Source organism: Helicobacter suis, from assembly GCF_902196135.1.
Lineage (GTDB): Bacteria > Campylobacterota > Campylobacteria > Campylobacterales > Helicobacteraceae > Helicobacter > Helicobacter suis_A.
Map to the genome: position 1 here is coordinate 80688 of NZ_CABIKE010000004.1, position 13465 is coordinate 94152.

Annotated in this window: 9 protein-coding genes and 3 tRNA genes; all 12 read right to left on the reverse strand. The window is 42.8% G+C overall.

Annotation, left to right across the window (positions count from 1 at the left end; translation table 11 throughout):
• Window positions 1-147: 147 nt before the first annotated feature.
• The 12 genes from G6Q06_RS03870 to G6Q06_RS03925 all read right to left on the reverse strand — a co-directional run bounded on the left by G6Q06_RS03870 (window position 148) and on the right by G6Q06_RS03925 (window position 13464).
• Window positions 148-8850 (reverse strand): DNA-directed RNA polymerase subunit beta/beta', encoded by an 8703-nt coding sequence (locus tag G6Q06_RS03870; RefSeq protein ID WP_163565783.1) that lies wholly within the window; start codon window positions 8848-8850, stop codon window positions 148-150.
• Window positions 8851-8946: 96 nt separating this feature from the next.
• Window positions 8947-9321 carry a 50S ribosomal protein L7/L12 gene (gene rplL / locus G6Q06_RS03875; protein ID WP_163565784.1) on the reverse strand — a complete coding sequence of 125 codons (375 nt, stop codon included), beginning with the start codon at window positions 9319-9321 and terminating at the stop codon, window positions 8947-8949.
• Between the two features lie 10 nt (window positions 9322-9331).
• Window positions 9332-9814 carry a 50S ribosomal protein L10 gene (gene rplJ / locus G6Q06_RS03880; protein WP_163565785.1) on the reverse strand — a complete coding sequence of 161 codons (483 nt, stop codon included), beginning with the start codon at window positions 9812-9814 and terminating at the stop codon, window positions 9332-9334.
• A gap of 82 nt (window positions 9815-9896) precedes the next feature.
• Window positions 9897-10598, reverse strand: coding sequence for a 50S ribosomal protein L1 (gene rplA, locus G6Q06_RS03885; protein WP_163564093.1), 702 nt, complete (start codon window positions 10596-10598; stop codon window positions 9897-9899).
• A gap of 2 nt (window positions 10599-10600) precedes the next feature.
• Entirely contained in the window at window positions 10601-11026 is a 426-nt protein-coding gene (gene rplK, locus G6Q06_RS03890) for a 50S ribosomal protein L11 (protein ID WP_006564784.1), read from the reverse strand.
• Between the two features lie 9 nt (window positions 11027-11035).
• Window positions 11036-11563, reverse strand: a complete 528-nt coding sequence (nusG, locus tag G6Q06_RS03895; protein WP_006564785.1) for a transcription termination/antitermination protein NusG — start codon at window positions 11561-11563, stop codon at window positions 11036-11038.
• Between the two features lie 15 nt (window positions 11564-11578).
• Window positions 11579-11758: a preprotein translocase subunit SecE gene (gene secE, locus G6Q06_RS03900; RefSeq protein ID WP_006564786.1), complete on the reverse strand. Its 180-nt coding sequence runs from the start codon at window positions 11756-11758 to the stop codon at window positions 11579-11581.
• 25 nt (window positions 11759-11783) lie between these two features.
• Window positions 11784-11859 (reverse strand) — tRNA-Trp (locus tag G6Q06_RS03905).
• Between the two features lie 18 nt (window positions 11860-11877).
• A complete protein-coding gene (gene rpmG, locus G6Q06_RS03910) occupies window positions 11878-12039 on the reverse strand; it encodes a 50S ribosomal protein L33 (RefSeq protein WP_006564787.1) in 162 nt (53 codons plus the stop codon).
• 8 nt (window positions 12040-12047) lie between these two features.
• Window positions 12048-13247: an elongation factor Tu gene (gene tuf / locus G6Q06_RS03915; RefSeq protein ID WP_163533530.1), complete on the reverse strand. Its 1200-nt coding sequence runs from the start codon at window positions 13245-13247 to the stop codon at window positions 12048-12050.
• A 52-nt stretch (window positions 13248-13299) separates the two neighbouring features.
• Window positions 13300-13374 (reverse strand) — tRNA-Thr (locus tag G6Q06_RS03920).
• Window positions 13375-13387: 13 nt separating this feature from the next.
• Window positions 13388-13464: transfer RNA gene (locus G6Q06_RS03925), tRNA-Gly, on the reverse strand.
• Between the last annotated feature and the right edge of the window lies 1 nt (window position 13465).

Sequence of the window (13465 nt, forward strand, 5' to 3'; positions counted from 1 at the left end):
TGCAAGCTTAAAGATTTTATGCTACACAAAGATATTTTTCACACCTACACAAAACAAACCGCCCTTAAAACCGGACGCTAACCCTCTACCGCCCTCATTTTATAACCCGTGTAGAAAATATTTTTTACTCCCCTCCCTCTTGATGCCTTAAGTATCTTTAATCACTTCTTGCTCTTCTTCAATCTTTACCCCTACCTTTTTATCCTTATAAAGCCCCGTACCCACAGGAATCATGCGCCCTAAAACTACATTTTCTTTTAAGTCCTCTAAAAAGTCCTTTTTCATCGCAATACTAGCCTCTGTGAGCACTTTAGTTGTTTCTTGAAACGAGGCAGCTGAAATAATGCTATCGCTGCCAATAGCCGCGCGGGTAATACCAAGCAACACGGGTTCAGCAATGGCTGGTTCGCCCTTAGCTTGTAAAATCCGCTGGTTTTCCTCCCTAAAATGTTTCTTGCTCACTAAATCCCCCTCAATAAACTTTGTATTCCCGCTATCTAAAATCCGCACTTGGCGCAACATCTGCGAAACAATAATTTCAATGTGTTTATCTGCGATATTGACCCCTTGGCGTCTATAAACCTGTTGTACTTCGCTTACAATGTATTTATGCAGTTCTTTTTCCCCGCTAATGCGCAAAATATCATGGCTACTGACCACCCCATCAGTAATTGCCTCACCGGCGTGTACAAATTCGCCCGGCCGGACTAAAATCTGCTTGCCTTTATCAATAAAGTACTCTGCTTGTCTTCCATCACTAGCGGTGATACAGATTCGTTCTTTATTGCGCACGGGTTTTTCAAAGCTCACCTGCCCATCCATTTCGCTTAAAATGGCCAGATCTTTTGGCTTACTTTTGCGGGCCTCAAAAATATCTGAAACACGGGGTAAACCGCCGGTAATATCCTTAGACTTAGCCGTAGCTTTAGGGATTTTTGCTAGCACATCGGCCACTTCTACCTGTGCGCCCTCTGCTATCACAATAGAGGTTTTAGGCTCTAGTGGGTAAAAGATATTTTCTTGATTAGGATTTTCAATCACCAAACTAGGCTTAAGCCCCCCAGTGATGTATTCATTCACCACCAAAGATCGCATCCCCGTATTTTCATCCTCTGTTTCGGTTACACTCACCCCTGCTACAATATCTACAAAGCGCACCACCCCGCTTTTATCCGCAATAATAGGTGTGTTATAGGGGTCCCAACTAGCAATCGTGGTTTTGCCCTCCACACTAGGTTTAGCCAAAAGTGTATGCGTTTCAACTGGGCTTTTATCGCCTACCTGCATTAAAGAATTTCTAGCAATGTAGTGGCGGATAGCCTCCTGTCCGTTTTTATCCACCACCACCGCAAACAAGCCCTTTTCTTGTACCACTTCCCCCGCTCTTACCGCTTCAAACCGTTCTAAATGATCCCCTTCTAAATAGTAAAACTGCACAATGCCTTTTTCTTTGGCATAGATATTCTGAGCGATAGGCTCATTATCTTGAATGGCAATTTGGCTTGCATAGGGAATGCGGTGGGGCACATTCCAGCTATCTTTAATGATGTCTGCGATGCTATCGCCGTATTTAACCTCTTGATCATGGCTATAGGGTAGATAAAATTTTCCCTCAATCTTACCCCCCACTCCAGCTAACTCGCTTGGCTTAGCCACATCGCTTTTACGCAAAGTAAACTTAGCCTCTCTCTCTCCTATTACGCTTAAAAAGATTTCCTCATGGGCATTGTTAATTTTAAGCACCCCATCAAAGGGGGCTTTAATCTTAGGCTCAACCACCAAAATAGCGGCGTTACGGCGGTTGGTGATGATATTATGCCCCTCTTTGTTTTGGTAGGTTTCAATGTTAAAGAAGCGTACAAAGCCCTCTTTTTCAGCGATAATCTCGCGCTCCTCTTGGCTTCTGGAGGCCGTACCGCCCACATGGAAAGTTCTTAGGGTTAATTGCGTGCCCGGCTCGCCAATTGATTGTGCTGCTACCACGCCTACAGCTTCACCCGGTTTAATCATCTTGCCCTCGCCTAAATTAAGCCCATAACATTTTGCGCACACACCCTTTTGTGCCTTACAAGTTATGGGAGTGCGGATAATGACAGATTTAATCCCAGCCTCAATAATGCGTTTGGCTTTTTCCTCTGTGATGAGAGTATCTGCGCTAAAAAGTATCTCATTTGTAAGCGGATCTAAAATATCCTCCACAATAACCCGCCCAAAGATGCGCTCCTCTAAAGGCTCAATTAGTTCACTACCCACAGTAATATCTGTAATCTCAATGCCTTCATGCGTGCCACAATCCTCTTGTACCACCTTAACATTTTGAGAAACATCAATGAGTTTGCGCGTGAGATAGCCCGCTGTAGCGGTTTTAAGTGCGGTATCGGCTAGACCTTTGCGCGCCCCGTGAGTGGAGTTGAAGTACTCTAATACATTCAAGCCCTCTTTAAAGTTAGAAATAATAGGCGTTTCAATAATAGAGCCATCTGGTTTAGTCATAAGTCCACGCATAGCAGAGAGTTGGCGAATCTGAGCAGCTGAGCCACGCGCCCCGCTATCAGCCATCATATAAATAGAGTTAAAGCCCTCTTTATCTTTAGAAATAGCCTCCATCATCTCCTTACTCATAGAATCGTTGACTTCTGTCCAAATATCAATAATTTTATTGTAGCGCTCTTGATCGCTTAAATGCCCGCTTTCAAATTGTGCTTGGATTGCTTTAACCTGCTCTTTAGCCACTTCTACCATGCGGTTTTTATTAGCCGGTGTAATAATATCCTCCATAGAGATAGAAATCCCGGCCTTAGTCGCGTATCTAAAACCTAACATTTTTAGATTGTCCAAAAAGCTAGCCGTTTGGCCAATGCCACTTTCTTTATAAACAAAATCTACCAAAGCCCCGATGTCTTTTTTCTTCATCACTTTATTCCACAAATGTGCAGGCACAAAATCCGGTAAAATAGATTTAATAATAAGGCGTCCGGCTGTGGTTTGTAACATATGGCGATCTTGTAAAACCCGTACTTTAGCGTGTACATCTAATTCTTTAGTATCCACAGCGATTAAAACCTCAGCCACACTTGAAAAAAGCTTATGTTCGCCTAAAACGCCACTTTTTTCTAAAGAAAGGTAATAAATCCCTAAAACCATATCCTGACTAGGTACGGCTACAGCCTTACCACTAGCGGGCAATAAAATATTCATAGAACTAAGCATTAAAACTTTACATTCCGTGATTGCCTCTTGGCTTAAAGGTACATGTACAGCCATTTGATCCCCATCAAAATCGGCGTTAAAGGCTGAGCACACAAGGGGGTGTAATTGGATTGCCTTACCGTCAATGAGTTTTGGGTGGAAAGCTTGGATAGATTGTTTATGTAAAGTAGGCGCGCGGTTTAAAAGCACCGGATAACCCTTCACCACTTCCTCCAAACACTCCCAAACTTCGGTACTTTTTTGTTCAATCATGCGCTTGGCTTGTTTTAGCGTAGTGGCAAAGCCCTTTTCCTCTAATTTGGCTAATAAATGGGGTTTAAAGAGTTCTAGCGCCATATTTTTAGGCAATCCGCACTCATCCATTTTTAAATTAGGCCCCACCACGATGACGCTACGGCCTGAAAAATCCACCCGTTTACCTAATAAATTCTGTCTAAAGCGCCCTTGTTTGCCCTTGATAATTTCTGAAAGGGATTTAAGTGGCCGTTTATTGGCTCCCTTCACTGCATTCGCGTTGCGTCCATTATCAAATAAAGCATCTACCACTTCTTGGAGCATGCGTTTTTCATTGCGCACAATAATTTCAGGTGCGCCTAGTTCAATTAACCGTTTGAGTCGTTGGTTGCGATTAATCACTCTTCTATAAAGCTCATTAACATCACTTACCGCAAATTTGCCTCCATCTAAAGCCACCAAAGGCCTTAAATCAGGTGGTAGTACGGGTAAAGCCGTAAGCATCATCCACTCAGGGCGATTTCCTGAATTAATAAAGCTTTCCACCACTTTTAAGCGTTTGACTAATTTCTTTTTCTTAGCATCTGAATGTGTGTCTCTAACTTCCTCTTTAAGCGATTCAAGTAAACTAACAAGGTCTAATTCTTCTAAGAGTTCTTTAATGATCTCGCCTCCCATTTGGGCGTTGAAATCTTGATCGCTGTAGTGGCGTTGGATACTTTGAAACTGCTCCTCATTTAAAATATCGTATTTAAGTACAGGTCTAGTGCCCTCTAAGTCATAACAAACTTGACCGGGATCTTTAACAATGTAAGCTTCGTAGTAAAGCACCCGTTCTAAATCTTTCATTTTGATGCCAAGAAGCGTACCAATGCGGCTTGGTAGAGAGTTAACATACCAAATATGAGCTACTGGAGTGGCTAACTCAATATGTCCCATACGAAAAGATCGCACTTTAGAGCTAGTGATAGCCACCCCACATTTTTCACAAGTTCCAATGGTTTTATAACGCGGCTTTTTATACTTGCCACATAAACATTCATAATCTTTAGTGGGCCCAAAGATCTTCATGCAAAAAAGCCCGTCTCGTTCGGGTTTAAGGGTGCGGTAATTAATCGTCTCTGATTTTTTCACCTCCCCATAACTCCACTCACGGATTTTATCCGGGCTAGCTAGTGTGAGTTGGAAGGAATTAAAGTCTTTAGGGCGATCGTCCTCTTTAATCACAATGGGTTTTGGCATGCCAAATTCATCTACTTCTTCATTAAAGATATTCACATCTAAAGCCAAGGATTGTAATTCCTTAGTTAAAACATAAAAAGTTTCTGGAATTTCTGATTCGCCCACATGCTCACCTCTAGCAATGGCTCTATAGGCATTTTCCCGTCCTTTAATATCATCTGATTTAACCGTGAGCATTTCTTTAAGCGTGTGTGCGGCTCCATAAGCCTCAAGTGCCCACACTTCCATTTCCCCAAAGCGTTGCCCGCCAAAGAGTGCCTTACCGCCCACTGGTTGGTGGGTTACTAAAGAATAAGGCCCGGTAGATCTAGCGTGTACTTTTTCATCTACTAGGTGGTGGAGTTTAAGCATATACATATAACCCACATTCACCCGCTCTTTCATTTTTTCACCTGTACGCCCATCATAAAGCTCAGTTTTGCCGTCTAAATCAATCTTAGCTAGCTTAAAGAGCTCCATAAATTGCTCTTCAGAGATGCCCTCAAAAACAGGGATAGCAAATTTCACCCCAGAGCTCCAGTCTCTAGCATAGCTAAGCAAATCTGTATCGCTACAACTTTCTAGTATTTGGGCTAGAGCTTGGTTATCTACATTAACTACATGGGCAATTTCTAGCATTTTAGAACGCAATTTGGCGATAAAATCCTTAGTCTGGCTATCTAAAAGGGCTTTAATTTGCTTGCCTAGCTCTTTGCCCACAAGCCCTAAATGCACTTCTAAAATCTGCCCAATATTCATGCGGCTTGGCACGCCTAAAGGATTAAGCACAATATCAACCGGTTCGCCATCAGCTGTATAGGGCATGTCAGCAATAGGTACAATATTAGACACAATGCCCTTATTGCCATGCCGTCCGGCCATTTTATCGCCCACTTTTAATTTGCGCTTAGTGGCGATGTAAATTTTAACCAGCTTAATCACCCCATTGGGTAAAATATCATCTTTTTCTAAGATAGAAAGTTTTTTCTCATGCCCTTGACCTAAAAGTTTCTTTTGTTCTAAGATATTGATCTTAATTTGTTCAAAACGGTCTTGTACCTCTTTGCTGTACTTTTTAGCTAGAGAAATCAACCCAAAGCGATTACTCCCCTCTATAACTTCTCTAGGGATTTTTGAGCCTTTCGGATAGGTGATTTCATTAAACACAGCCTCTTCCTCTAGGGGCTCTTGGGAGAAAATATCACTGATTTGTAAAAGCTCCTCTTTATCAATCATTTTAAAATGTTTATCATGCCTATCATCTAAGACCCATTTTTCCTCTTCATAAGCATTAGTAGCCCGGGTATCTCTTTCATAACCCTTTTTAGTGAAAATCTTAACCCCAATTACAGTCCCCTCTAGCGAAGGCGGGCAGTAAAGCGATTTGTTGACCACATGCCCGGCCTTATCCCCAAAAATAGCGCGCAACAAACGCTCCTCAGGTGTACTTTTAATTTCCCCCTTAGGCGAAACTTTCCCCACTAAAATCATGCCCGGGGCCACATAAGTTCCGATCTTTACAATCCCCCCGCTGTCTAAATGCGCCACCTCCTCCTCTTTGACATCAGGAATATCTGCGGTAAATTCCTCAATGCCATGTTTAAGCTCTCTAGCCTCAATTTCTTTTTCATAGATATGTACAGAGGTGAAAACATCTTCTTTAATGATTTTCTCACTCACCACAATCGCATCTTCAAAGTTATAGCCATTCCAAGGCATGAAAGCCACACGGACATTTTTACCTAAAGCTAGCTCGCCTTTATCCATGCTAGGGCCATCGGCAATAATTTGGCCTTCTTCTACCACATCGCCAACTTTGACAATAGGTACTTGATTAAAACAGGTGTTTTGGTTGGTGCGTAGATTTTTTTGTAACAAATAAGAGGTGATATGCGGGCCTTTTTGGGGGTCTTTTTCAACAATATAAATATTTCCCGCATCCACTTCATCTACCACGCCCTTACGCTCAGCCTTAATACTGCCCCATGAATCGCGTGCAATTACGCTTTCAATACCCGTTCCTACAATAGGCGCTTCTGAGCGCAACAAGGGTACAGCTTGGCGTTGCATGTTAGTTCCCATTAAAGCGCGGTTAGCATCATCATGTTCTAAAAAGGGGATCAAAGAGGCGGCTACACCTACTAAAATCCGTGAACTTAAATCCATTAAGGTAACCTTGTGCTTTTCATTAAGCACAATTTCGCCCCCCACTCTGGTTTCTACTAAATCCTCTTGGATATAACCCTTAGAATCTACAACTGTGCTAGCCGGTGCAATCACATGCCCTTCTTCTTGAATAGCGGTTAAATACTCAATTTGTTCGCCCACATGCCCCTCAACCACCTTTTTATAAGGCGCTTCAATAAAACCTAAATCATTAACCCGCGTAAAAGTAGAAAGGGTGTTAATAAGCCCGATATTTTGCCCCTCAGGGGTTTCAATAGGGCAAATACGGCCATAGTGGGTGGGGTGTACATCGCGCGCCTCAAAACCCACGCGATCTTTAACAAGCCCACCTTCACCTAAAGCTGAAAGTCGGCGTTTATGCGTAACTTCTGAGAGGGGATTTGTTTGATCCATAAACTGGGAGAGCTGGCCACTCATGAAAAATTCTAAAATCGTGCTGGTAATCATTTTAGAATTAACTAAGTCATGGGGCATGAGTGAATCTAATGCGTTATTCATCGTGGTGAGCTTATCTTTAATGGTTTTTTGCATTTTCATTAAGCCCTCATGCAATTCATTAGAGAGCAATTCGCCCACCGCACGGATACGGCGATTACCTAAGTGATCGCGATCATCAATACGCCCCTGTCCATTTTTAATTTTAATGAGATATTTAACGGTCTCAATGATGTCTTCATGGGTAAGAACGGTTACATAATTAGGCACTTTTAAATGCAGTTTATGATTCATTTTCATCCGGCCTACCATTGTTAAATCATAGCGCTCTGGATCAAAAAAGAGCTGTTGTACATAAGTTTTAGCCACTTCAGTTGTAACGGGATCACCCGGGCGCATGACTTTATAAATGCGGATTGCAGCCAAAGCGCTTTCATCTTCAATTTTTTCGCTTTGTTTGAGTAATTTAAGCGATTCATTGCGCAAAGACTCAGCATCAGATGTAAAAGATCTAATGATAGAGGCGTCATGGCCTAATGCTAGATCATTGGCAATTACAAATGCATCAATGCCAGCCTCGCGAATTTTGTCTAATTTAGGTTGTTCTAAAAGAGTGAGTGCATCTAACAATACAGATTGATTTGTATCCATAATAGGTTCTGCTAAATAGCGGTTGAGTAAAATTTTAGTGGGATACTCCACCCATTTAACCCCACTCTCTCTAATTTCTTTAGCCTTTTTAGCCGTGATTTTTTTACTAGCCGCTAGCAAAACCCGCCCTTTTTCATCTTTTAGATCAAAATCAAGGCGGCTATCTACCATAATGCTTTCAAATGGAATATAATATTTGCTCTCGCCATTGATCACTTTGTGGCGCACTTTTAAAAGAGGGTAAAAAATCTTGATAATGTCTTGTTTGCTATAACCAATGGCTCTAAATAAAATCGTCGCAGAAACTTTACGGCGTTTGTTAATGCGCACATGCAAAATATCTTTTACATCATACTCAAAATACAACCACGATCCGCGATCTGGGATAATCTGACCGGCATAGATAAGTTTATTCGTGCTAGTGGTGGATTTTTCCTCTTTAAAAATCACCCCGGGGCTTCTATGTAACTGGTTAACCACCACCCGTTCAACACCATTGATAATAAAAGAGGTACGATCCGTCATTAAAGGGATTTCACGGATAAAAATGCTTTGTTCTTTAATGTCTTTTGGCCCTAGTTTTTCTCCTGTTTTAGGGTCTTTTTCCCATAAAATCAAACGAATCTTAATTTTGAGATAAACCGAATAGGTGATGCCCCTTTCCATAGCCTCGCGCACGGTGTATTTGGGTTCGCCATATTCATAGCCTCCATATTCTAATGTGATACGATTTTGGCTATCGTGTATGGGGAATACGGACTTAAAGACCCGTTCAATCCCGCTTTCTTTCCCATCCTTAGCGTATAAAAACGCCTCGTAACTCTCTTTTTGTAAAAATAAAAGATTGGGGACTTGCAATTCTTGAGGGACTCTTGTAAAATCCGCACGCAACCGATTTTTTAAAGTTTCCATGTCATTAAACCTTTGTAATGGAGATTTAAGCTGATGTGTAACCAGCTGGCATTAACCACAAACACTCAAAACGCGCCTTCAACCCCTCCTTTAAGACTACTTGATTTCTGCTTTAGCCCCCACCTCTTCTAATTTCTTTTTAATCACCTCAGCCTCTTCTTTATTCACCGCCTCTTTAAGCACATGCGGGGTTTTCTCGGTAGCCTCTTTAGCCTCTTTAAGACCTAGCCCGGTAATTTCGCGTACCACCTTAATAACCTTAATTTTCTCAGCCCCGGTTTCTACTAGAGACACGCTAAACTCGGTTTTTTCCTCTACAGCCTCTGTTACAGCTCCAGCCACAGCCCCGGCTACCATAGTAGGCGCTGCACTCACACCAAATTTTTCCTCAAACTCTTTGACGAGCTCAGAGAGTTCTAAAACACTCAGGTTTGCGATGTACTCTAAAACTTCCTCTTTTCCAATAGCCATAATCTGTCCTTTATTCTTGTTCTTTTGACTTTCTCAAATTGTCTAGACCTGTAACAAAATACCTAGCAGGCGCACTCCAAACCGATAATAGCATGCCAATGAGTTCTTGTTTGCTTGGCAATTTAGAGATGGCCTCTATATGCGTACTATCTACAGCCTGTTGCTCATAGATCCCAGCCTTGATCACAAAATGATCCTTGTGATCTTTAGCAAAACCCATGACCAGTTTAGAAAGCGCGATCTGATCAGCGCCCCAGATAAAAACATTGTTCTCTTTGAGGTTTAAAACGCCCAAATTTGCCTCTTTTAGTGCTAACAAGGCAAGGGTATTTTTAATCACCTGCACAGAAATACCCTGCACGCGGGCTAAATTGCGCAGTTTTTCTAAATGCTGCACACCCAAACCCTTATAATCACACACCACTAAAGCCTGCATCGTACTAAAAGAATCCCTCAAACGCGCTACAAGTTCTTGTTTTTGCTCTCTATTCAAGATTTCCTCCTTTCCAACCAACTTCCACAAGGCTACAAAGTAAATTAAGCCAAAAGCCCTTGTTTCTTCAGTTTAAGATGAACTATTTCACATCCATGAGTTCTTGGGAGTTGAGTTGCACGCCCGGAGACATCGTAAGGGACATGACACTATTTCTAATATACTTGCCTTTGGCAGTATTGGGTTTTAAGCGATTAATCGCGCGCACCAAAGCCAGCATGTTTTCTTTGATCTGCTCCTCTGTGAAACTCACCTTACCAACGGGGGCGTGTACATTGCCCTTTTTATCCACACGGAAATTCACCTGCCCGCTTTTAGCATTGCTCACAGCCTTTTTAATATCCATCGTTACCGTGCCGGTTTTAGGATTTGGCATTAAACCCTTAGGGCCTAAAATACGCCCCACTTTCCCCACAACAGCCATCATGTCCGGAGTGGCAATAACCATATCAAAGTTTGTATTGCCATTTTTAATCTCCTCAGCTAAATCCTCGCCCCCTACAATATCTGCACCCGCTTCTTTGGCCTCATCTAGTTTAACATCTTTAGCAAAAACAGCTACCCGTACTTTTTTCCCTGTGCCATGGGGTAAAACCACCGCCCCACGCACCATTTGATCGGCATGTCTTGGGTCTACTCCTAAACGCAACGCCACCTCCACGCTTTCATCAAACTTAGCCGAAGCCAGAGATTTAAGCACTCCTACGCCCTCCTCCAAGCTATAAATTTTATCCTTTTCAAACTTGTCTGCTAATTTTTGCAAACGCTTTGCTATCTTTGCCATGTTTATCCTTCTATCTCAATGCCCATACTCTTAGCACTGCCCATCACAATTTTTTTAGCCGCCTCTAGGGTGGTGGTGTTGAGATCTTCCATTTTATTTTGTGCGATCTCCTCTACCTGTTGCATGGTCAGTTTGCCCACCTTATTTTTTAGTGGATTATCTGAGCCCTTAGCCACCCCGCTAGCCTTTTTGATCAAATCTGTAACCGGGGGTTTTTTAGTGATAAAAGTAAAACTCTTATCTTGATACACCGTGATAATCACCGGGATATTAAAACTACCCATATCCTTAGTTTTCTCATTAAAAGCCTTGCAAAATTCCATGATATTCACCCCTCTTTGGCCTAGAGCGGGTCCAATGGGGGGGGAAGGATTGGCCTTACCTGCGGGGACTTGCAATTTAATCTGGCCGACAACTTTTTTTGCCATGCACTCTCCTTAAATGATTTTTTCTACCTGTGAATATAAAATATCAATCAGTGTATTGCGCCCAAAAATAGACACACTGAGTTTGAGTTTTCTATGTTCCACATCATACTCCTCAACCGTGGCTGTAAAGTTAGCAAAAGGCCCCTCTACAATGCGCACCACCTCACCCTTTTCGTAATAAATTTTAGGTTTAGGCGCGGCGCGATTGGCCATCTTTTCTAAGATATTGCCAATATCTGCATCGCTTAAAGGCGTGGGTTTTTTGCTCTCACCAATAAAACGGCTCACTTTTGGCAGAGACTGGATTTTATGCCAAAGCACCGTGTCTAAATCTACCTTAATAAAAACATAACCCGGGTACAAACTACGCTCTGTAACTTTATTTTTACCCTTTTTAGAGAGTTCAATCACATCTTCAGTAGGCACAATTACCTTTTCTACCCGATTAGCAATGCCATTTTCGCGTACCATGTTTTCAACGGCCTTTTTAACAGACTGCTCGCTACCTGAGTAAGTCTGGATTGCATACCATTCCATGCCCACAGCTTCCCCCTAAAGAATGCTAGCGACAAAAGAGGACAAAACAAAATCAATCAAAGTCAAAAACAGCGTGATAATGGTTACCACGATCAGAACAGATATTAAGGCGTTTCTAATCTGCTCTTTGAGTGGAAAAATCACCTTTGATAGCTCTTCTTTTGTCAGTCTATATTGTGATAATAACTTCTTCATGCCACCTACTTTAATGTTCACCCCTTGGCAGGCCAGGAGGGACTCGAACCCCCAACAATCGGTTTTGGAGACCGACGCTCTACCATTGGAGCTACTGACCTTTGCACCCCCCTCTTTGCTTAGCTACTTTTTAGCTTGACTTCTTTATGCACCGTGTGTTTATTTTCACGAGGACAAAACTTTTTGAGCTCCAGTTTTTCTGTTTTGGTTTTAGCGTTTTTGGTTGTGCTGTAATTAATCTCAGCACAATCCGCACACTTCAACCCAACCTTGACTTTCATGAAAGCCCCTATTCTACAATCTTAGTAACCACGCCCGCGCCCACGGTTTTACCCCCTTCGCGGATAGCAAATTTAGTGCCAAGCTCTAGCGCAATGGGATTAATAAGCTCCACTACAATTTTTGTATTATCTCCGGGCATGATCATCTCAGTGCCTTCTGGTAGTGAGATAGAACCGGTAACATCTGTGGTGCGGACATAAAATTGGGGGCGATAGCCGTTAAAAAAGGGAGTGTGCCGTCCGCCTTCCTCTTTGGAGAGCACATACACTTCGCCCTCAAATTTTTTATGGGGTGTGATGGATCCGGGTTTACAAAGCACCATACCGCGGAAAACTTCCTCTTTTTTAGTGCCTCTAAGCAAAATGCCCACATTATCCCCCGCTTCACCTTTGTCTAGTTCTTTTCTAAACATCTCAATACCCGTAACGGTGGTTTTTTGGGTGGGTTTGATCCCTACAATTTCTACTTCATCCCCAATTTTAACCATGCCCCGCTCAATCCTACCAGTAACCACAGTACCACGACCCGCGATAGAAAACACATCTTCTACAGGCATCAAAAAGGCCTTTTCAGTATCGCGCTCAGGGGTAGGGATGTATTTATCCACTTCTTCCATGAGTTTAAGCACTTTTTCACCCCATGTACCAATGCTTCCAGATTTAGCCTCTTCTAAGGCTTTAAGAGCAGAGCCGGCAATAATGGGGGTGTCATCTCCGGGGAATTCATAGGTGCTTAAAAGTTCGCGTACTTCCATTTCTACCAAGTCTAAGAGTTCTTGATCATCTACCATGTCTTGTTTATTCAAAAACACCACGATATGGGGCACACCCACTTGGCGGGCTAAAAGAATGTGCTCGCGGGTTTGAGGCATGGGGCCATCAGCGGCTGAAACCACTAAAATCGCGCCATCCATTTGGGCTGCACCGGTGATCATGTTTTTAACATAGTCAGCATGGCCGGGGCAGTCTACATGGGCGTAGTGGCGGTTTTCTGTAGCGTATTCAATATGAGAGGTAGCAATAGTAATCCCTCTTTCTTTTTCCTCAGGGGCGTTGTCAATGTTGTCATAATCCTTGAGTTCTGCCAAACCTTTTAAAGACAACACAGCTGAAATTGCCGCGCTCAAGGTGGTTTTGCCATGGTCTACATGCCCGATGGTGCCCACATTGACATGGGGCTTGTTTCTTTCAAATTTTGCTTTTGCCATTGGATAACTCCTCTAAAATTTTATAAATAAGCGCGTGCTAGGGGACTCACACTGGAGCCCATAAGCGGGATTGAACCGCCGACCTCTTCCTTACCAAGGAAGTGCTCTACCCCTGAGCTATATGGGCACTCTCCCTAAACTGGAGCGGGAAACGGGGCTCGAACCCGCGACCCTCAGCTTGGAAGGCTGATGCTCTAGCCAACTGAGCTATTCCCGCA

Excerpts from the sequence above, each read along its gene's own strand:
- G6Q06_RS03870 (WP_163565783.1), bottom strand. The coding sequence starts at position 8,850 with ATGGAAACTTTAAAAAATCGGTTGCGTGCGGATTTTACAAGAGTCCCT.
- rplL (WP_163565784.1), bottom strand. The coding sequence starts at position 9,321 with ATGGCTATTGGAAAAGAGGAAGTTTTAGAGTACATCGCAAACCTGAGT.
- rplA (WP_163564093.1), bottom strand. The coding sequence starts at position 10,598 with ATGGCAAAGATAGCAAAGCGTTTGCAAAAATTAGCAGACAAGTTTGAA.
- rplK (WP_006564784.1), bottom strand. The coding sequence starts at position 11,026 with ATGGCAAAAAAAGTTGTCGGCCAGATTAAATTGCAAGTCCCCGCAGGT.
- nusG (WP_006564785.1), bottom strand. The coding sequence starts at position 11,563 with ATGGAATGGTATGCAATCCAGACTTACTCAGGTAGCGAGCAGTCTGTT.
- secE (WP_006564786.1), bottom strand. The coding sequence starts at position 11,758 with ATGAAGAAGTTATTATCACAATATAGACTGACAAAAGAAGAGCTATCA.
- rpmG (WP_006564787.1), bottom strand. The coding sequence starts at position 12,039 with ATGAAAGTCAAGGTTGGGTTGAAGTGTGCGGATTGTGCTGAGATTAAT.
- tuf (WP_163533530.1), bottom strand. The coding sequence starts at position 13,247 with ATGGCAAAAGCAAAATTTGAAAGAAACAAGCCCCATGTCAATGTGGGC.